Here is a 20,345-nt window from a genome sequence, read left to right on the forward strand (position 1 = left end):
GGACTGCGGAGGAAAACAACATGACCAAGACAATCCGCCTGACGATGGCGCAGGCGCTGACCCGCTTTCTCGGCTGCCAGATGACCGAGATCGACGGCAGGAAAATGCCGATCTTCGGCGGCGTCTGGGCGATCTTCGGCCACGGCAATGTCGCCGGCATCGGCGAGGCGCTTTATCAGGTGCGCGACGAATTGCCGACTTTTCGCGCCCACAACGAACAGGCCATGGCGCATGCGGCGATTGCCTATGCCAAGGCCAATTTCCGCCGCCGGTTCATGGCGGCGACCAGTTCGATCGGCCCCGGCGCGCTCAACATGGTGACGGCGGCGGCACTTGCGCATGTAAACCGGTTGCCCGTCCTGTTTCTCCCCGGCGACGTCTTCGCCAATCGTATCCCCGATCCCGTGCTGCAGCAGGCAGAGGATTTCTCCGACGGAACGGCGACGGTCAATGACTGCTTCCGGCCGGTGTCGCGCTATTTCGATCGCATCACCCGGCCCGAGCAGATCATCCCGGCGCTCAACCGTGCGATGCAGGTGCTGACCGATCCGGCCGAATGCGGACCGGTGACCTTGGCGCTCTGCCAGGACGTGCAGGCCGAGGCCTTTGATTACCCCGAGAGCTTCTTTGCCGAACGGGTCTGGCATCAGCGCCGGCTGCGTCCGGACCGTGGGGAATTGGCGGCCGCCGTGGCGGCGCTGAAGGCGGCAACAAAGCCCTTGGTGATTGCCGGCGGCGGCGTGCTCTATTCGCAGGCTTCCGGCGAATTGGCGAAGCTGGTGCAAGGCGCCGGCATCCCGGTCTGCGAGACGCAGGGCGGCAAATCCTCGCTGCCGGACGATCATCCGCTCAACATGGCGGCGGTCGGCGTCACCGGCACTTTGGCGGCCAATAGGCTGGCCGAAGAAGCCGATGTCGTGCTCGCCGTCGGCACCAGGCTGCAGGATTTCACCACCGGCTCGTGGGCGCTGTTCAAGAATTCCGGCAAGACCATCATCGGGCTGAACGTCCAGCCTTTCGACGCGGGCAAGCACCAGGCGTTGCCGCTGGTAGCCGATGCGGCGGAAGGGCTGGCCGAGCTCGGCGCGGCGCTGAATGGCTGGCAGGCGCCGGCTGCCTGGACCGACAATGCGGCCGGGGGGAAGAAAGAATGGCAGGCCGAATCCGGCAAGGTGACGGCCTCGACCAATGCCGCCTACCCGTCGGATGCGCAGGTGATCGGCGCCGTGCAGCGCGCCATGGGCTCCGACGTGATATTGCTTCATGCCGCCGGCGGCCTGCCCGGCGAATTGCACAAGCTCTGGCAGGCGGGCGCGCCCGGCTCCTACCACGCCGAATACGGCTTCTCGACCATGGGCTACGAGATCGCTGGCGGGCTCGGCGTCAAGATGGCCAAGCCCGACCAAGAGGTCGTCGTCATGATCGGCGACGGCTCCTATCTGATGCTCAATTCAGAGATCGCAACGTCGGTCATGCTCGGCCTCAAGCTGACCATCGTGCTGCTCGACAACAGGGGCTACGGCTGCATCAACCGGCTGCAGATGGCAACCGGCGGCGCCAACTTCAACAATCTGCTGAAGGACGCCCGCCACGAGATTATGCCCGACATCGACTTCGCGGCGCATGCGGCAAGCCTCGGCGCCATCGCCGAGAAAGTTTCGTCGATCGCCGGGTTGGAAACGGCGCTGGCAAAAGCGAAAAACAATAGCAAGACGACGGTACTGGTCATCGACACCGACCCACTGGTGTCGACCGATGTCGGCGGCCATTGGTGGGATGTCGCCGTGCCGGAAGTTTCTTCGCGGCCGCAGGTCAACGCCGCACGCAAAGCCTATGAAGAAAAGCGGCGGATGCAGAGTGTTGGTGATTGATGTCGGCGCTGCCAAGCCCCTACCTCCCCCCTTGTGGGGAGGACCCGAACTGACATTGGAGTGACGACTTGAAAGCCAAACTGGGCATGTCCCCCATTGCATGGTGGAACGACGATCTTGCGGAACTCAGCGATGACGTGTCGCTGGAGGAGTGCTTGGCGCAATCGCGCTCGGCGGGCTTCACCGGCATGGAAATGGGCCGCCGTTTTCCCAGTGATCCGAAAATCATGCTGCCGATCCTGAAGAAGGCCGACGTGACGCTCTGCGGCGGCTGGTTCTCCGGTACGCTGGTCGACGAAGACATGGCCAGGAACAAGGATCGCATCCAGCCGATGATCGATCTGTTCAAGGCGGTGGACGCGCCCTGCATCGTCTATGGCGAGGTTGGCCGCTCCATCCAGGGTGACCGCTCAAAGCCGCTCGCCACCAAGCCGAGGCTTTCGGACGACGAGATGAAGGCCTATGCGAGGCGCCTCACGCAGTTCGGCGAATGGTGCGCCGATCAAGGCATGCCGCTCTCCTACCACCATCATATGGCGGCGGTCGTCGAGACCGAGCCGGAGCTCGACGCGTTCATGCGCCATTCGGGAGAAGGCATTCCACTGCTGCTCGACGCCGGCCATCTGGCCTTTGCCGGCGGTGACGTGCTGCGCGCCATCGACAACCATCACCGGCGCATCAATCATGTCCATGTCAAGGACGTTCGCATGGAGGTGATCGAAAAGCTCGATCGCCAGAAGCAATCCTTCCTCGATGCCGTGGCGCTTGGCGCCTTCACGGTGCCGGGCGACGGGTCGCTGGATTTTGGTGCCATTGTGGAAAGGCTGGCGAACTACGGCTATGAAGGCTGGTTCGTGGTCGAGGCCGAGCAGGATCCCAAGAAGAATCCGCCGCTCAAGATGGCGCAAGTCGGCTACAAGGAATTGATGCGGGTGATGACGGACGCCGGCTACACGGTTGAAACGCAGGGCTTCCCCAATGCTTGACCGAGTCTATTCCCGGCAACGGGGTGATCCGATGCGGGAGCTGATCCGATGAAGGACTCCGAGCATCCGTTCTTCCGGCCGCTGTGGCGGCGCGTTGCCATCGTCGCCGTCTGCCTGGGCTGGGCCGTGGTCGAGTTTGCCACCGGCGCGCCGTTCTGGGGCACGATCGCGCTCGGCTTCGGCGGCTATGCCGTCTGGCAGTTCTTCTATCTCTACAAGCCGGCCGACGGCGGCAAGGATTCGGCCGACACCGAACCAAAGGAATGAGCCCGGATGTCGAAACTGCTCGTTAAAGCCGATAGGGGCCATGGCCGCGTCGCCCATGTGACGCCGCAAAACGCCGGCTGGACCTATGTCGGTTTCGATCTGCATCGATTGCGGCCCGGCGAGACCGTCTCCGGACAAACCGCGGACCGTGAAGTCTGCCTGGTGTTCGTCACCGGCAAGGGCAAAGCCAAGGCCGGCGGCAACGATCTCGGCCTGCTCGGCGAACGCATGTCGCCCTTCGAAGGCAAGCCGTGGTCGGTCTATGTGCCGCAGGGCTCTGACTGGTCGGTGACTGCCGACACCGGTCTCGAACTCGCGGTCTGCTCGGCGCCAGGGCTTGGCGGCGGCCTGCCGGTTCGCGTCATTGCGCCGAAGGATCTCGGCCAGGAGGTTCGCGGCAAGGGCACCAACACGCGCTATGTCACCAACATCCTGCCGGAAGGCAAGCCGGCCGATTCATTGCTGGTGGTCGAGGTCATCACGCCCGGCGGCCATACGTCGAGCTATCCGCCGCACAAGCATGACCAGGACAATCTACCGGCCGAGTCCTATCTCGAGGAGACCTATTACCACCGCCTCAATCCGCCGCAGGGCTTTGCCTTCCAGCGCGTCTACACCGATGCCGACCGGAACGGGGCTCGTTCGCTCGACGAGGCGATGGCGATAGAGGATGGCGATGTCGTGCTGGTGCCCAAGGGTTATCACCCTTGCGCCGCCTGCCATGGTTACGATCTCTACTACCTCAACGTCATGGCCGGGCCGAAGCGGACGTGGAAATTCCACAACGCGCCCGAGCACGAATGGCTGATGAAGGCCTGAGGCGCTGCCCGTCCGGGTCGCAACTGGCCCAAGGCGAAAAAATCGTCGGCTAATGACCCGCCTGAACAAGTTTGTTATCAGGAGCGATCATCAGCTTCGTCATTTCGTCATGCAAATCGCCTATGGCAGCGGGAGTTGACGAGGACTTTCGATGCGCTACGCTATCTATTTCACCCCCCGGCAGGACGAACCGCTGGCGCGGATCGCCGCCAATTGGCTCGGCCGTGACCCATTCGGCGCTGCCACGAGGCCGGTCGAGGCCGTGGGCGAACTGTCGGCGGCGGAAGTCGCCTTCCATACCGCTTCGGCGCGCCGCTACGGCTTTCATGCGACGCTGAAGGCGCCCTTCCGGCTGGCTTCGAACGAAACGGAAGCCGCGCTTCGCGCGGCACTGGACGATTTCGCCGAAACGACGCCGGTGGTGACGATCCCACGGCTGGACGTCAGCCAGATCGACGGCTTCTTCGCGCTGGTGCCGGAAGGTCCGCTGCCGGCGCTCAACCGCTTCGCCGACGACGTCGTGCGCGACTTCGACCGTTTTCGCGCACCGCTGAGCGAGGCTGAGATCGAACGGCGCAGCCCTGACTCGCTGAAGCCGGCTGAATTCCGCAATCTCTGCCAGTGGGGTTACCCCTATGTCTTCGAGACCTTCCGTTTTCATATGACGCTGTCCGGCCGGGCCTCGTCACAGGAAAGCCCTCGTCTTCGCGCAGCAATCGACAGCCTGTTTGCGGGAGTCCTGCAGCGGCCGGTGCCGGTGGACGCGCTGACCCTGTTTGTCGAAACCGAACCTGGCGCCCCGTTCATGGTGCTCTCCCATCACGCGCTCGGGCGCCGCCCGGCGAGAAAAACCGCCTGAAATACAATTTGTTCAACCGCTTTTGTGCGACGCCAACTCATCCCAATCGGCTGATTCAATTGGCTGCAAATGCTCCAAGGACTGCCTGAAATGACCGTCGAGACCGTTCTCAACAATGCCCGCATCGTGCTTGCCGACGAGATCGTCGAAGGCTCGATCGTGCTGCGCGACGGCTTGATCGCCGGGATCGATGCCGGCGCCGGCCGGAACGGCGAGGACATGGCCGGCGATTTCATCATTCCCGGGCTGGTCGAGCTTCATACCGACCACCTGGAGGGTCACTACGCGCCGCGGCCGAAGGTGCGCTGGAACCCGATCGCCGCCGTTCTCGCCCACGACGCGCAGGTGGCGACCGCCGGCATCACCACCGTACTCGATGCCTTGCGCGTCGGCATGGACGACGATGCCGACATGAATTCGGCCGACATGCGCAAGCTGGCCGATGCGATCGAGGACAGCGTCCAGCAGGACCGGCTGCGGGCCGACCATTTCATCCATCTGCGCTGCGAGGTTTCGGCGCCGGACTGCCTCGCAGCCTTCGCGCATTTCGACGGCGACGACAGGATCAAGCTGGCGTCGCTGATGGACCATGCGCCGGGACAGCGCCAGTTCGTCGATTTGGAAACCTATGCCTATTACTACCAGCGCAAGCTGAAGCTGACGGACCGCGAATTCCAGCAATTTTGTGAGAAGCGGATGGCGGAGTCGGCGACGAATTCGGGGGCGAACCGCGCCTTCATCGCTGCCGCCTGCCATCAGCGCGGCATCGTGCTGGCCAGCCATGACGACGCCACGACCGGCCATGTCGACGAGGCGATCGAACAAGGCGTCCGCGTCGCCGAATTCCCGACCACCAAAGAGGCCGCAAAAGCTTCGAAGGCGGCCGGGCTCGGGGTGCTGATGGGTGCCCCGAACGTCATGCGCGGCGCCTCGCATTCGGGCAATGTTTCGGCCCGGACACTCGCCGGCGAAGGCTTGCTCGACATATTGTCGTCCGACTACATCCCCTTCAGCCTGATCCAGTCGGCGTTTTTCCTCGGCGACGTTGTCGACGGCATCTCCCTGCCGCAGGCGGTGGCGATGGTCTCGAAGAACCCGGCCGAGGCAGTCGGCCTTGCCGACCGTGGTGTTATCGAGCAGGGCCGGCGCGCCGATCTGGTTCGCGTCCGTCTCGACGACCATGTCCCGGTTGTCCGCACGGTCTGGCGGCAGGGACGTCGGGTCGCGTGATGGCGTCGGCGTCGATCGAGCGTGAATTGTCCGCCGCGGCGTTTCCGATCCGCGACGGCGTGTTCGTCGCCGTCGTCGGGCCGAGCGGCGCCGGCAAGGACACGGTGATCGGCTATGCCCGGTCGCTGTTTGCCGACGAGGCCCGGCTGGAGTTCGTGCGCCGGGTCATCACCCGGCCGAGCGACACGGCAAGCGAGGATCACGACACGCTGGCCGATGCGGCCTTCGTCGAGGCGGAAGCGGATGGCGCCTTCGCCATCGCCTGGGAGGCGCATGGCTTGCGCTACGGCATCCCGGCTGAAGTCGACCGGTCGGTGGCCAATGGCCGCGTCGCCATCGCCAATGTCTCCCGCGCCATCATCCCGGCGCTGCGCGATCGCTATGCCAATCTGGCTGTCGTCGAGATCACCGCACCGCCGCAGATCCTGGCCGAACGACTGGCGATGCGCGGCCGCGAGTCGCGCGGCGAAGTGCTGGCGCGGCTGGCGCGCAGCGCCAATGTGGCGTTGTCCGGGCCAGGCGTGACCTCGATCGACAATAGCGGCCCGCGCGAGGCGGCCGGCGAGCGTTTTGTCGACGTGCTGCGCAAGGCGATGGCGTTCTCCGACCGCACCTTACCTTCTCCCCGTGTGGGAGAAGGTGGATCGGCGCGCAGCGCCGAGACGGAAGAGGGGTGTTGGACGGAGTGAGACGTCGGCGTTCCCTGGAACACCCCTCATCCGACCGAGCTTCGCTCGGCCACCTTCTCCCACAAGGGGAGAAGGGAGAGGCGGAGCCGCTACTCCGCTGCCGCGCCGGCCGCGCCCTTGCGGGTTGCCTCCAGCATCAGCCGCCGCTCCCGGTACACGCCCCATTGCTGGTCGACCAGCACGCCGATCAAGATCACGCCGCCCATCACCGCGAAATTGAGCGAGGACGGGATGCCGAGCAGGTTGACGAGGTTTTGCAGTTCCTGCAGCAGAACCGTGCCCAGGATCACGCCGATCAGCGAGCCTTCGCCGCCACGCAGCGAGAAGCCGCCGAGCACGGCTGCGGCAATGGCGTAGAGTTCGTAGAACTGGCCGTGGCTGGCCGGCGAGATCGAGCGCGTGTACATCGCGAAATAGATCGCCGACAGCGCCGTCAGCACACCGCAGATGACATAGGCCGCCATGACGACGCGGCCGGTGCGGATGCCCGAATATTTCGCCGCCTCCTCGTTCTTGCCGATGGCGTAGAGGTAGCGGCCGAACACCGAACGGTGCAGCACCACCCACATCACGATGGCGATGACGATCAGCGCGATGAAGCTGTTCGGCACGCCATAGGATCGTCCGGCGGTCAGGAATTCGAGCTCCGGGAAATTCTGCCCGAAGGCAAAGCCCGCCGTGCCGTCGGCTGTGTAGAACCGCGCCACGCCGCGATAGATCAACAGGCCGCACAGCGTCACCACGAAAGGCTGCAATTTGAGCCGCGTGATCAGCCAGCCATGTGCCAGCCCGATGATGCCGCCGAGCACGAGGATCAGCGGGAGCGCGACCGGCCATGCCATGCCGCGCGTGGCAATGAAATCGACAAACAGGACGCCGAGCAGCGCGACCACCGAGCCGACCGACAATTCGATGCCGCCGGTGATGATGACGAAGGCCTGGCCGATCGCCAGGATGCCGAACAGCCCGATCAGGTTCGAGGTGTTGGCGAGGTTGATCGGCAGCAGGAAGCGTGGGTTGATGATCGCCACCACCGCTCCGACCACAAGGATCAGGATCAGCAGGCCAAGATCTTTCTTGCTCATCGTCTTCTCCCAATGCCTGCCTGAGCAGGTTCCGCAAAAGTGTTCCGCGGTTTTGCGGTCAAGAACCTGCGCGAACAAAAACTATTTCGGCTGCTTGCCGACGGCCAGCAACAGCACGTTTTCTTGGCTGAACTGTTCCTTGTCGAGAATGCCCGAGATCTGGCCCTCATGCATGACGGCGATCCGATCGGAGACGCCGATCACCTCCTCCATGTCGCTCGATATCATCAGCACGGCGACGCCGGCATCGGCCAGCGCCCGCATCAGCCCATAGATCTCCGCCTTGGCGCCGATGTCGATGCCGCGCGTCGGCTCGTCGAGGATCATCACCTTGGGGCTCATGGCCAGCCACTTGGCCAGCACCACCTTTTGCTGGTTGCCGCCGGACAGCGTGCCGGTGCGCGTCGCCACCGAGGGCGCCTTGATGCCGAGATTGCGTTTCTGCTTCTCGGCGGTAACGGCTTCGGCGCGGGCGGAGACCAAGGATCGCCGGGCATGCGCCGGTAGATTGGGGAGCGAAATATTCTGGGCAATCGACAGGTCGAGCAGGATGCCGGTCAGCTTGCGATCCTCGGGGACGAGGAAGATCCCGTTGGCCACAGCGTCGGCCGCCGAACCAAGAACCAGATCTTTTCCATCAAGCTGGAGCGCGCCGCCAAGGCTCTTCTCGATGCCGAAAAGCACGCGCGCCAGTTCGGTGCGGCCAGAGCCGACAAGACCCGCCAGGCCAAGGATTTCGCCACGCCTGACGCCGAGATCGACCGGTCGGTCTGGATAGGCGCTGGTGCGAACGGCCTTGGCCGACAGCGCGACGGCGCCGGGTGGGCGGCCTGATTCTGCGGCCTTCTCCCGCTCCTTCAGCATGCGGCCGATCATCAGCTTGACCATCTGGTCGTGGTTGATGGCGTTCTTCGGCAGCGTGCCGGCAAGCATGCCGTCCCTCAGCACGACGACGCGATCGGCAACCCGCTCGACCTCGTGAAGGCGATGCGAGATGAAGATGACGCTGATGCCGTCGGCCTTCAACGCCTTGATGACATCGAGCAGCTTGTCGGTTTCGGCAAGGGGCAGGCTCGACGTCGGCTCGTCGAGGATGACCAGCCGCGCCTCGATCGACAGCGCCTTGGCGATTTCGACCATCTGCTGCTGGGCAAGCGACAGCGCCGATACCGGGGTGTCGGCCGAGAAATTGGCGCCCACACGTTTGAGCAGCGGCGCCGCCAGCATGCGCAGCCTGGTGCGGTCGACAAGCCTGAGCGGACCGGCGCGCAACGGCTCGCGGCCGAAAAAGATGTTGGCGGCAACGTCGAGGTTTTCGAACAGGTTGAGTTCCTGGTGGACGAAGGCGATGCCGGAACCGATGCTAGCCTCGACCGTCAGCCCGTCATGGGCGACGCCGTCGACGGTGATCGTGCCGGTGTCGGGTGTGGTCACGCCGCCGAGGATCTTCATCAGCGTCGACTTGCCGGCACCGTTTTCGCCGACGAGGCCGATAACCTCGCCAGGCCTGACCTCCAGCGAAAACCCGTCCAGCGCGACCACGCCGGGATAGGTCTTGCGCACGGCCTCGAGACTGAGGAACGGGGCAATCGTCGATGCGCCGATGGATGCGTCGGAATAGTTCATCATGCCTGACAGCAGTTGGCGGGCCAGCCTCCCCGCAGATTGACGAGCCTGATCAGGCCCGTCAATAACAAGCGGAGCCAGTCACGCCAGCGTCGCGCTGCCCCTCACCCTAACCCTCTCCCCGTAAAAAACGGAGGATTCGCCAGCGTTGCAACCATCCCCCTTCTCCCCGTTCTGCACGGGAAGAAGGGGGATGAGGGGCCAGCGCCGACGACGCTCAGTTTCCGGACATCGCTTTCAGACTGGCGGCATAGGCGTCGACGTCGTCCTTGCCGATGATCTTGGTCGGGATGATGATCAGGCCGTTCTCCGGAATGCCCGACTTGTCGCCCTCGAGATAGGCCGCCATCAGCTTCATGCCCTGGTAGGCCCATTCGAACGGCTGCTGCACGACGGTGGCGGCAACGGTGCCTTCCTTGACGCCGCCGAGCGTGATCGGATCGTCGTCGAAGCCGACCACCGTGATCTGGCCGAGCTTGCCGGCGTCGCGCAGCGCTTCATAAATGCGCGGGGTGTTGTAGGAATAGAAGCCGACCATGCAGGTGACATCGGGGCTGGCGACCAGCGCGTCCTCGACGTTCTTCTTGGCGCGGGCCTGGTCGATGTCGTCGCCACGCACGTCGATCAGCTCGATCTTGGTGCCGGCGAGCCCTTCCTTCATGCCTTCGATGCGCTCCTTGGCATTGTCGGCGCCGAGCAGGCCGACGAAGCCAAGGCATTTGCCGCCGTCGGGCATCGCCTTCTTGGCGATCTCGGCCGCCTGCTTGCCGGCATCGATGTTGGACGAGCCGATATAGGCGATACGCTTGGTCTGCGGCGCGTCGCTGTCGGTGGTGAACAGCGCCGTCTCCGAGGCGATCTTGTTGAGCCCGTCGGTCGAGGTCTTGGGATCGACGGCCGAAACCATGATCGCCTTGACGCCGGCCGTCACCAGATCATCCATCAGCCGCTGCTGGATGGCGACCGACGACTGTTCCGGATATTTGAGCTCGAGATTGTAGTTGGGCAATTCGGCCTGGGCCTTCTTGACGCCGGCTTCGGCCGCCTTCCAGAAATCGGAAGCGCCGTTGACGACGAAGGCCAGCGTCGGTTTGTCCTGGGCACCGGCAATCGCCGTGAAGGACAGGCCGAGAGCCAAAGCCGCTGCGGCGACGGACGCATTTCGTATCGCAGATTTCATGTTCAACCTCCCATTTGATTCAGTCATTTTCGCTGATCTGAACTTTGTCGAATGCGGCTTGGACGCCCTCCTCCTCAAGGGTGCTGGCAGCGAAAGAACGGCGCCATCCCAGCCACAGTCTGAACTCTAGAGACTCATTGGCTGCTCGTAAATAGTCCGATTTGTCTGATATTTCGTGATCGTGGAGCGTTGCCCCGCAGCGCAAACGTCCCGGACGAAGGTGGCCAAAGCTATGCGGATGAGGCTCCTGTGGGAGGCAAACTCGCGGATACTGGTATACGAGTATACCAGTATCCAGTTCGGCTACCTGAGAACAGCTTCTGCAGCCAACCCTTCTAGTCCCCTGAAAGCTGCGCTTCAATTCGCAACGCAAGTGCTATAGTGAGACCAGGAAAGCGGCTCGCCGCTTACCGAGGCAACGAAAGCGAAAGCGTATTGGTCGCAGTGGATGCAAGCCGTAGCGATGGGATGAGACGAGGCGGCCGAGGACGGGACGGGCCTGGCGTCGTGCTCAGCCTGGGTGCCGGTCTGCGGCTGCTGGCTTCGCTGCTCTTTTTGATCTGGACCATTCCTGCGGCAACAGCCGACCAGGTTGCGCATGACCTTGCCGAAGGCCAAATCGGCGCGACCGAACCGGTCACACACCCGACTGTCCTTGCCCGCAGTATTGCGCGCCACGTCGGCGCTGAGACTTCCCGTGTCAAGACACCTGTCATTGCGAGAGATGGCAAACCGTTTTGCATAATCGCGGATTTGCGGCTGCCGCCCGAAACCGCGTCAGCCGCGCCGTTTGGCATATGGTCCGACGACCGGCCGGAACTGTCGCCGATCCGCGCCTTTGATGCGCGCGCGCCTCCGCTTCTCACGGCGTGAACCTGGCCGCGACCGCGGCCCTAGACCCGCAAAACTTTCACACCGCGTTCCGTTCGTCGCGTTGCTCGCCGATCGGAACGCCAAAGCTCTTGTCGGAGGCGGTTTGCGCCCGATATGGGCTGAACGGACAAGAACATGCTGCATTTTTCGCGCTGGAAGACCATTCTCATCTGGCTGACGGTCCTGGCCGGTATTCTTTACGCAGCTCCCAATTTGGTTCCCGCCTCCACTCTGGCATCGCTGCCGAATTGGCTGCCAAAGCAGCAGCTGACGCTGGGGCTCGACCTGCAGGGCGGCTCGCACATCCTGCTCCAGATCGATCGGCAGGACCTTGCCAACGAACGTCTCGAATCGGCACGCGACGAGGTCCGCACATCGCTGCGCGATGCCCAGATCGGCTATACCGGGCTTGCCGGCACCGCCAATTCCATCCAGGTCCGCATTCGCGACCAAGGCCAGATCGAAGCGGCGAAGAGCGCGCTCGAAAGATTGGCGCAGCCGATCTCGACGGGCATGTTCATGAGCGGCTCGGTGACCGAGATGGAGATGACCGAGCCGGAACCGGGCCTGCTGCGCTTCACGCTGACCGAAGCCGGGATCGACTACCGGATCGCTGCGGCGCTGACCCAATCGATCGAGGTGGTGAGCCGGCGCGTCAACGAACTCGGCACGACCGAGCCGATCATCCAGCGCCAGGGATCGGACCGCATCATGGTCCAGGTGCCGGGCCTGCAGGATCCGCAGCGGCTGAAGGATATCCTCGGACAGACGGCTAAGCTGACCTTCCAGATGGTCGACCAGTCGATCCCGGTCGAGGAGGCGATCTCCGGCCGCCCGCCGGCGGGCTCGACGGTTATGTATTCGACGGAAGAGCCGCGGGTTCCGCATCTGATCGAGAACCGGATCATCGTTTCCGGCGAAAACCTTGTCGATGCGCAGGCAACCTTCGACCAGCGCACCAACGAGCCGGTGGTCTCGTTTCGCTTTGACAGCCGCGGCGCCACCCGCTTCGGTCAGGCTACCCAGGCCAATGTCGGGCGCCTGTTCGCGATCATCCTCGACAACGAGGTGATCTCCGCGCCTCAGATCCGCGAACCGATCCTGGGCGGCACCGGGCAGATATCCGGGAGTTTCACGGTGGAGAGCGCGAACGATCTTGCGGTCCTGCTGCGCGCCGGTGCACTGCCTGCCGACCTCACCATCGTCGAGGAGCGCACCGTCGGTCCGAGCCTCGGCAGCGATTCGATCGAGGCGGGCCAGTTCGCGGCAATCATCGCCGGGGTCCTCGTCGTCGGCTTCATGCTGTTCGCCTATGGGCGACTGGGGCTGATCGCGAATATCGCGCTCCTCGCGAACGTCGCACTGATCATCGCCGTCCTGTCCGTGCTCGGGGCGACGCTGACGCTGCCTGGCATCGCCGGCATCGTGCTGACGATGGGCATGGCGGTCGATTCCAACGTCATCATCTTCGAGCGCGTCCGCGAAGAGAACCGCCAAGGGCGCTCGATCGTGCAGTCGATGGATTCCGGGTTCAAACAGGCGCTGGCGACTGTCGTCGACGCCAATGTGACGACGTTGATCGCCGCCGTCATCCTGTTCTTCCTCGGCTCGGGGCCGATCAAGGGGTTTGCCGTCACACTCGCCATCGGTATCGTCACCACCGTGTTCACGGCGTTCACGCTGACGCGTTGGCTGGTCGCGTTCTGGCTTCGCCGGCAGCGGCCGAAAACCATGCCCGCCGGTGTCATGCGGCTGGTGCCCGACGACACGCGCGTGCCGTTCATGGCATTCAGAAAATACGCCTTCACGCTGTCCGTTCTGTTGTCGATCGCCTCGGCGGTGCTGTTCTTCACTGTCGGCATGAACTACGGCATCGACTTCCGCGGTGGTTCGAGCATCGAGGTGCAGGCAAAGGGCCAGCAGGCCGACATCGGCGACATCCGTGAGCGGCTGACGGGTCTCGAACTGGGCGAGGTGCAGGTGCAGGAGTTCGGCTCGGCCCGGGATGTGCTGATCCGCATTGGCACCCAGGGGGGCGGCGACGTTGCCGAACAGTCCGCCGTCGAGAAGGTAAGAAGCGCGCTCGAAACCGACTACGAGTTCCGCCGCATCGAGGTTGTCGGTCCGACAGTGTCCTCCGAACTCGCGTTCAACGGCACAATGGGCGTGCTCGCCTCGCTGCTGGCGATGCTCGTCTACATCTGGATCAGGTTCGAGTGGCAGTTCGGGCTCGGCGCCATCATTTCGACGTTCCACGACGTGATCCTGATGGTCGGCTTCTACGTCGTCGCCGGCATAGAGTTCAATTTGACCTCGATTGCCGCGATCCTGACTATTGTCGGCTATTCCATCAACGATACGGTTGTCGTCTATGACCGGGTCCGCGAGAATCTGCGCCGCTATAAAAGGATGCCGATTGCCGAGCTGCTCGACCTGTCGATGAACCAGACGCTGGCGCGAACGGTCCTGACCGGCGTGACCACGCTGTTTGCGCTGGCGGCGCTTTCGATCTGGGGCGGCGAGGTGATCCAGTCCTTCACGGTCGCAATGATCTTCGGCATCCTCGCCGGGACCTATTCCTCCATCTTCGTCGCCGGGCCGCTGCTGATCCTGTTCAAGCTCCGGCCGGGCGCCCTCAGCCAGGAGGAAGCCGCAGTGGCGAAAGAGCCGCCAGCGCAACAGGCCTTGTAATGGGCGGTGCCATCTCTTTGGGTCCGCTGTAGCTCCAGCGCGGCCGCCTGCTCCAGGCTGACACCCGGGACGAGCGGGTCCGCGTGACGGTGCTCGAGCCGCCATTCGCGTTCGTCCGAGCGATGCACCGCTCAGCCGGCAGAATTGCATGTTGATCTTGATGAAGCCAATGATATGATTTCAGGAATATGCTGAATGAAATTGATCTTTCGCGCACCGATCTCAATCTCCTCGTCCTCTTCGAGGCCGTGCTCGGAGAGGGCCACGTGGGCCGGGCGGCGGACCGGCTTAACCTGACGCCATCGGCAGTCAGTCACGGACTCGGCCGGCTGCGCCGGCTCCTCAACGATCCGCTGTTCCTGAGAACGCCCAAGGGCGTGGTGCCGACGGCGCGTGCTACGGAACTCGCCGCGCCGATCGCCGACGTTCTGGCGCGCGTGCGCAGCGTGATGGCGACTGCCGCGCCCTTCGATCCCGCTACGGCCATGCGCCGGTTCGCAATCGGCGCACCGGACGGTGTCTCAGCCGTGATCCTGCGCCCGCTCCTCGCCGAACTCAGCCGGATTGCGCCACGCATCGACGTCGGCGTGCGTCAGATCTTGCCCTCGCCAGCCCGCGTCTGGCGGAGCGCGATTGTCGATCTCGAGGCGCACGCCATCGATATCGCGATCATTCCGTCCGATGACATCCCGCCTCGCTTCGAAAAGCGCTGCATCTACGAAGAGGACTTTGTCATTGCCATGCGCCCTGGACATCCGTTCGCGCGTGATCCGAGCCTGGAGCGATACTGCAGCATGCAGCATCTGGTCGTCTCGGAGAGCGGCGATCCTTACGGCTTCGTCGATGAACAACTGGCCAAGCAAGGCCGGGCGCGACGGGTTGCGTTGACGGTTCCGAACTTCATGTTTGCGCTCGCGGTCATCGCCGAGACCGACCTCATCTCGGCCCTGCCGCGGCGGTTCGTTGCCATGCATGCGGCGCGTTTCGGCGTGCTGAGCCTCGATGCCCCGTTGCCGTTGCCCGGCTTCCGGCTCAACGCCGTCGCTCCCAAGGTCGCGATGGTGGATGCGGGCGTGGCATGGCTCTTCGATCTGCTTGCGGAGCAGACTGCGCAGAACCACCCCAGCGGCTTGCCCGCACGAAGTCGGCAATCATAGCTCGGAAAGCTTCGTCGGCGCCGCCAGCGTGGATGAAACTGACAATTGCGTTTCCCCTGCAGCGCTACTCCGCGGGAGTTGGGAAGTGCTTTCCAAGCCGGGTTCGCCATTTTGGCTCCTCCCGTTTTGCGATGCTTGCTGCATCGACCGATGCGATCGCCGGCAGCATCTTTTTTACTGAACCTCCTTTCCTTGCGGGTTGGCTGGTGACGGATGCGCCGTCACGACAAGGCGATGCGACCGTCCCTGCGGCGCAGTTTCGTCGTGATAGCGTGCCGCCAGCGTGGTGATGGCCTCAGTCAATTCACGCGTGAACGAGGCGCGGTCGGCGGCGGAGCGGAAGCGGATTTCGGTGTCGATCGCCAAGGTCGCCAAGCGCTTGCCGGCATCGGTGGCGGCGCGCTGGAGAGCTCCGATCTCCCGCACCAGCCGGGCGCCGAGCGCGATCAGGTAGCTTGCCGACAGGCGGTCCGGGGTGCTGTCCGGATCGGCGCCGACCGGACCCAGTGCGCTCGTCGAGACGACATAGCTTGTGGCGCTCGCCACCATGAGCCGCTCCGTCAGGCCACCCCACTTGCGCGTGTCTGCAACTTGGACAAGCCCGTGCTCCTCCAGAGCATGCAGGTGGTAATTGATCTTCTGCCGCTTGAGGCCGAGGCGTGTGGCGAGGGTAGCGGCCGAGGCCGGCTCCCGCAGTTCTGAGAGGAGTTGACTCCGAACGGGCTCCAACGCGGCGGCGGCCGCGCTCGGCCGATCTATGACTTCGATATCGAGCATGCAGCCCTCACATTGACAATCTTTCCTGTCAATGCGCGTTGACGATTGTAATTGTCAAGAGCGAAAGGGCCGCTTCGTCCGAACTTTCCAGCTGGCTGCGGCTGCAGCAAGCGAGCCAGCTATCGCCCACTGCGGAGTCGATGCGTCCCGCAGACGGCCCCGCACGGGGCAATTGCAATGACGGTGCCGTTCGTTGTAGCCATTGCGACCGCTTGATTTTGGAGGAGACGCAGCATGGACCGATTCACTGGCGGTTGCCTGTGCGGCAACGTCCGGATTGTGGCGTCGGGACTCCCATACCGGGTCGGCATTTGTCATTGTCTCGACTGCCGCAAGCATCATGGCGCCCTTTTTCACGCTTCCGCGGTGTTCCCCCAGGATGCGGTGACGATCGAAGGTGAGACGCGCGACTACGCCGGGCGGTTTTTCTGCCCCCGCTGCGGCTCGACAATTTTCGGACGCACCGCAGACGAAATCGAAGTGAATCTGGGATCCCTGGACGCCCCTGACCAACTGATGCCAACCTACGAAAGCTGGATAATCCGTCGCGAGTCCTGGTTGCCGCCGTTTCCGCTCACGAGGCGGTACGAGCGCGATCGTGACGCCACGAGTCGCTTTGAGGAATAGTCGCACGAACGCTGCGAAAGCGTTTTGGGAGGTCACGCCGGCACGTCACTCCGGAAGACCGGCCTTGCGGAAGCCGTCGACGAAATGCTCGAGCGTCGCAGCGTCGCGGAATGGCTCCGTCGCGGCCCAGTGGCGCGTGGTGAAATGCGGGTTGCCGACGAGGAACAGTTCGGCCTCTGCGCGCGCCTCGTCGAGCCGGCCCAGTTGGGCAAGGCTTGCCGCCAGGAAGCGGCGCGAGCTTGTACGATAGGTCTCATCCCTGCGCAGTGTTTCGACAGCGGCTTCGTATTGGCCGGCGGCATATTGCGCCTGGCCAAGCGTCAGATAGTACCAACGTGCCGGAAACGGGTTCAGCCGGAATGCCTTGCGAATGTGCTCAAGGCCTTTCTTGACCCGTCCGGCCAGGACCGCGATGTCGGACAATGCCGCCCAGGCATCGGCTTCGTTCGGATCGAGCTCGATCGCCCTGGCGAATTCCGCATCCGCCTCGGCGAAGCTGCGCTCATAGGCAAGCAGGTAAGCCAGAACCCAGCGGCAGCCGGCATCGTTCGGATCGATCGCCACGGCTTTGCGCGCCAGTTCCAACGCAACGCTACGGGCCGTTTCGCTAGGTCCGCCGGAATGCACCCATCCCATCCAGTGGTTCATGGCAAGCCAGCGATGGGCCTCGGCATATTCCGGATCGAGCGAAACCGCGCGGGTGAGCATCAGATGCGCTTCGCGCGCCGTCTGTGGCGTGTCATCCATCAGCTTGCGCGCCCGCACGCAGAGATCGTAAGCCTCGAGACTGTTGGGCCGGTTGCGCGGCGGCGGTGCGCGCAGCCTGCCGAGCAACGCCTCGACGATCTTGCCGGTGACCTCGTCCTGAACGGCAAAGATGTCTTCCAGGCTGCGATCGAAGCGTTCTGCCCACAAATGGTCGCCGCTCACTGCGTCGACCAGCTGGGCGTTGATGCGCACGCGCCCCGCAGCACGTCGTGCGCTCCCCTCCAGCAGGTAGCGCACGCCGAGATCCTGCGCGATATCGCGCACGTCCATCGCCTTTCCCTTGTAGGCGAAGGCCGAGTTGCGTGCGATGACGAACAGCCCGGAGATCCTGGACAGGTCGGTGATCAGGTCTTCGGTCAAGCCATCCGCGAAGGATTCCTGCTCGGGATCGTTGCTGACATTGACGAAGGGCAGCACCGCTATCGATGGCTTGCCGGGCAGCGGCAAAGGTTTTCGCTTCGCGCCGAGCTGTTCGACAGGCCCCGTGAAGCGGTAGCCGACGCGCGGAACCGTGGCGATCCATTCGCCGCCATCTGCAGCCGGGCCAAGCAGCTTTCGCAGCACCGCGATCTGTACGGTGAGGTTGCCTTCCTCGACGGCCGTGCCCGGCCACGCCGCGTCCATCAACTCGGCCTTCTCAAGGATTTCGCCGGCTCGTCCAACGAGCGCCGCAAGCAGCTTTAGCCCGCGGTAGCCTACGGCAACGGGGACATCGTTGCGAAGCAGCGTTCCCGCACCGGAATCAAGCACGAACGGACCAAAGGCAAAGCGCGATCCCTGCATGCGGCGTATCTATAGCCCGTTTGGAAGTTTTGAGAACTATTTGGCAGAGCTTAATTACGACGCTGTTCGTATCCTGCAGAATTCAGCCTCTTTCAGGTCAAAGGTCCCTGGACCTCAAACCTATGGAGGTTGCTATGAACGATACTCTTGCATCGGCCCGGCATCAGGCAGGGGCAACGCCCGTCAAGCCGGCGGGAATATTGCGTCGGCAACACAGCCTGGCGACCCTGCGAAGCATTATCGCGGCGTGGGACGAGCGGAAACGCTTTCGCTGGGAACTTGAGCAAATGGCGAAGGACAATCCCCACTTGATCGACGACATCGGTCTGACGAGACGGCAGGTCGAGGCAGAGATCGCCAAGCCCTTCTGGCGGCGATAATCCTTGTCGCCGCAAGGTCGCGAACCGTCATCCTCGTCCTGGCTGGGCCAAAAATTTCGGAACGATGCGAGAAGCTGGGCCGCCGATCCGATGCCAAGATCGGGCCTTGGCATGCGTCAGCGGCCCGGCTTCTTCCTTAGTCCTCGTCGTCTTCATCGGTGTAGCGCTCGCGATAGCGGCGACGATCATAGTCCTGGTAACGACGGGAGGATCGGTCCTCCTGGTAAACCCTGCGTTTGACGTAGGTCTCACAATAGTCATCTTCACAGTAGGTCTCGACAATCCGCTCACGCACAACGCCGTTGTTCGACGAGCTATTCGAGCTGGTGTTCGAGGACTGGCTGCCCGCGTGGGCAACGACTGTCGCCATCATCGTCGCTGATGTCACCAGTAGGAACTTCATACGCATGGCTGCCTCCATTTTTGGCTGGATAGCGCAACTCAAAGCCAAGTCGAGGTGAACTCAACTGCTGGGCCTGCGGAGCGTGCACTGCAGTCTAGCCCAAAGTGTGGCTTGGCGCGCCGGACAGGATGAAACTGGCGTCTCGTACATTGTTGCTGCGCCTTTCTGAGATCACCGCTCGGAGCGGTCCGACTTGCGCCCCATAAACTGCCCTCGCCGCCCCAGCCAAGATCGGACCAACCGGTCATTGGTCAAGGGGAAGCGAAATGACCTCCATGCAGAATTCGAGCGCTCATCGGCTTCGGCGCAATCCGGCCGCGCCACTCCTGGGCGCGAGGGCTCAGGGTAGCGGGATTGGCTTGTCACTGAGTGTGCGCAAGTAGGCAATTATGTTTGTGCGTTCAGTCTCGTCCGGAGCACCCGGCACCTCCATGTAAACGCCCGGCGTCGTGAGCATGGGCTCAAGCAGAAATTTGTTCAGGTCCTCGTATGTCCAGACACCCTGCCATGCCAGCAAGGCGTCGGAGTAACGCCTCTTGGCCACAGATCCTTTGTCGCGACCGACGACATTCCACAAAGTCGGTCCCTGATTGCCCCCTTCGTCCGGCACGGCATTGTGGCAATAGGCACAGAGGCGGGAGAAGGAGGCTCGGCCTTTCTCCACGTCGGCGGCAGCCAACTTCTTCGCGATCGGGGCTGGCGTTGGCAAGATGACGCCGTGCGCGATGAGATAATCAGCCACTTCGCGTTGCCCCTTGAATTTCGCCAGATGGAGCGGTGTCTTGCCGTCCTTTGTCTTCGCATTCACATCCGCGCCGGCCTCAACCAGTGCCTTCACGCAATCGAGGCAACCGGATCTGGCGGCGATGTGAAGGGCGTTTTCGCGGTTGCGCTGCGAATTTGGATTTGCGCCCCTCTCCAGCAACAGATTGATCAAATCGATCCGGCGTTTTGCCAGAGCCGGCATGAGGGCAGGACCCAAACCCGGCGTCGGGGCGGCGTTGACGTCGGCACCGCGTTCGATGAGCAGTTTTGCCGCCGCAAAATGCCCGCCCCTGACCGCAAGATAGAGTGGTGTGGCTTGCCCATCACTCTCATCGACATCGGCGCCGGCGTCGAGCGCTGCCGCAATCGCCGCGACATCGCCCGTTTTCGCGGCGTCGTGGATGGCGGCGGCATGCGATGCAATCGGTGCAAGCACCAACAGAATGAACAGCAAAAACCCGCGCATCCGGCACCCCACTGTCAAACTGGAGGACGGCCAACAAGGCGCT

Annotated in this window: 18 protein-coding genes; 11 read left to right on the top strand and 7 right to left on the bottom strand. The window is 63.4% G+C overall.

The genetic code is table 11. The annotated features are described in order from the left end of the window. Positions 1-20 precede the first annotated feature (20 nt). The 7 genes from iolD to phnN all read left to right on the top strand — a co-directional run bounded on the left by iolD (position 21) and on the right by phnN (position 6,721). A complete protein-coding gene (iolD, locus tag AC0L2R_RS04700) occupies positions 21-1,871 on the top strand; it encodes a 3D-(3,5/4)-trihydroxycyclohexane-1,2-dione acylhydrolase (decyclizing) (protein WP_473507883.1) in 1,851 nt (616 codons plus the stop codon). 68 nt (positions 1,872-1,939) lie between these two features. Then, the gene (gene iolE / locus AC0L2R_RS04705) at positions 1,940-2,857 is read left to right on the top strand and encodes a myo-inosose-2 dehydratase (protein WP_473507884.1); all 918 of its coding nucleotides are present in this window, start codon (positions 1,940-1,942) and stop codon (positions 2,855-2,857) included. Between the two features lie 48 nt (positions 2,858-2,905). Next, positions 2,906-3,124 (top strand): DUF3329 domain-containing protein, encoded by a 219-nt coding sequence (locus tag AC0L2R_RS04710; RefSeq protein ID WP_473507885.1) that lies wholly within the window; start codon positions 2,906-2,908, stop codon positions 3,122-3,124. A 6-nt stretch (positions 3,125-3,130) separates the two neighbouring features. Continuing rightward, positions 3,131-3,943, top strand: a complete 813-nt coding sequence (gene iolB / locus AC0L2R_RS04715) for a 5-deoxy-glucuronate isomerase (protein WP_473507886.1) — start codon at positions 3,131-3,133, stop codon at positions 3,941-3,943. Positions 3,944-4,094: 151 nt separating this feature from the next. Next, positions 4,095-4,802, top strand: coding sequence for a DUF1045 domain-containing protein (locus tag AC0L2R_RS04720; protein ID WP_473507887.1), 708 nt, complete (start codon positions 4,095-4,097; stop codon positions 4,800-4,802). A 90-nt stretch (positions 4,803-4,892) separates the two neighbouring features. Next, positions 4,893-6,032, top strand: a complete 1,140-nt coding sequence (locus tag AC0L2R_RS04725; RefSeq protein WP_287220439.1) for an alpha-D-ribose 1-methylphosphonate 5-triphosphate diphosphatase — start codon at positions 4,893-4,895, stop codon at positions 6,030-6,032. After that, the gene (gene phnN / locus AC0L2R_RS04730; protein ID WP_473507888.1) at positions 6,029-6,721 is read left to right on the top strand and encodes a phosphonate metabolism protein/1,5-bisphosphokinase (PRPP-forming) PhnN; all 693 of its coding nucleotides are present in this window, start codon (positions 6,029-6,031) and stop codon (positions 6,719-6,721) included. Before AC0L2R_RS04725 ends, phnN begins: the two co-directional genes overlap by 4 nt. Before the next feature lie 89 nt (positions 6,722-6,810). On the opposite strand, the gene AC0L2R_RS04735 is transcribed toward phnN, so the two are convergent. From AC0L2R_RS04735 to AC0L2R_RS04745, 3 genes are all read right to left on the bottom strand, one after another. Next, positions 6,811-7,806, bottom strand: a complete 996-nt coding sequence (locus AC0L2R_RS04735) for an ABC transporter permease (protein WP_077374661.1) — start codon at positions 7,804-7,806, stop codon at positions 6,811-6,813. An 81-nt stretch (positions 7,807-7,887) separates the two neighbouring features. Continuing rightward, a complete protein-coding gene (locus AC0L2R_RS04740; RefSeq protein WP_473508070.1) occupies positions 7,888-9,432 on the bottom strand; it encodes a sugar ABC transporter ATP-binding protein in 1,545 nt (514 codons plus the stop codon). A 217-nt stretch (positions 9,433-9,649) separates the two neighbouring features. Beyond that, positions 9,650-10,612: a sugar-binding protein gene (locus AC0L2R_RS04745; protein ID WP_473507889.1), complete on the bottom strand. Its 963-nt coding sequence runs from the start codon at positions 10,610-10,612 to the stop codon at positions 9,650-9,652. Positions 10,613-11,620: 1,008 nt separating this feature from the next. Here AC0L2R_RS04745 and secDF point away from each other — a divergent pair. Then, complete coding sequence (secDF, locus tag AC0L2R_RS04750) at positions 11,621-14,176, top strand: protein translocase subunit SecDF (protein WP_287206071.1); 2,556 nt, start codon at positions 11,621-11,623, stop codon at positions 14,174-14,176. Positions 14,177-14,364: 188 nt separating this feature from the next. Continuing rightward, complete coding sequence (locus AC0L2R_RS04755; protein WP_473507890.1) at positions 14,365-15,333, top strand: LysR family transcriptional regulator; 969 nt, start codon at positions 14,365-14,367, stop codon at positions 15,331-15,333. 174 nt (positions 15,334-15,507) lie between these two features. On the opposite strand, the gene AC0L2R_RS04760 is transcribed toward AC0L2R_RS04755, so the two are convergent. Then, positions 15,508-16,110, bottom strand: coding sequence for an ArsR/SmtB family transcription factor (locus AC0L2R_RS04760; protein WP_473507891.1), 603 nt, complete (start codon positions 16,108-16,110; stop codon positions 15,508-15,510). A 234-nt stretch (positions 16,111-16,344) separates the two neighbouring features. Between AC0L2R_RS04760 and AC0L2R_RS04765 the strand changes: the two genes are divergently transcribed. Continuing rightward, positions 16,345-16,737, top strand: a complete 393-nt coding sequence (locus AC0L2R_RS04765; RefSeq protein ID WP_123146189.1) for a GFA family protein — start codon at positions 16,345-16,347, stop codon at positions 16,735-16,737. A gap of 45 nt (positions 16,738-16,782) precedes the next feature. On the opposite strand, the gene AC0L2R_RS04770 is transcribed toward AC0L2R_RS04765, so the two are convergent. After that, entirely contained in the window at positions 16,783-18,288 is a 1,506-nt protein-coding gene (locus AC0L2R_RS04770; RefSeq protein ID WP_473507892.1) for a winged helix-turn-helix domain-containing tetratricopeptide repeat protein, read from the bottom strand. Between the two features lie 134 nt (positions 18,289-18,422). Between AC0L2R_RS04770 and AC0L2R_RS04775 the strand changes: the two genes are divergently transcribed. After that, the gene (locus AC0L2R_RS04775) at positions 18,423-18,668 is read left to right on the top strand and encodes a DUF1127 domain-containing protein (RefSeq protein ID WP_473507893.1); all 246 of its coding nucleotides are present in this window, start codon (positions 18,423-18,425) and stop codon (positions 18,666-18,668) included. 136 nt (positions 18,669-18,804) lie between these two features. On the opposite strand, the gene AC0L2R_RS04780 is transcribed toward AC0L2R_RS04775, so the two are convergent. Together AC0L2R_RS04780 and AC0L2R_RS04785 are read right to left on the bottom strand one after the other, a co-directional pair. Further along, positions 18,805-19,077 carry a hypothetical protein gene (locus AC0L2R_RS04780; protein ID WP_473507894.1) on the bottom strand — a complete coding sequence of 91 codons (273 nt, stop codon included), beginning with the start codon at positions 19,075-19,077 and terminating at the stop codon, positions 18,805-18,807. 334 nt (positions 19,078-19,411) lie between these two features. Next, the gene (locus AC0L2R_RS04785) at positions 19,412-20,290 is read right to left on the bottom strand and encodes an ankyrin repeat domain-containing protein (RefSeq protein ID WP_473507895.1); all 879 of its coding nucleotides are present in this window, start codon (positions 20,288-20,290) and stop codon (positions 19,412-19,414) included. Between the last annotated feature and the right edge of the window lie 55 nt (positions 20,291-20,345).

Source organism: Mesorhizobium sp. WSM4820 (assembly GCF_055811075.1).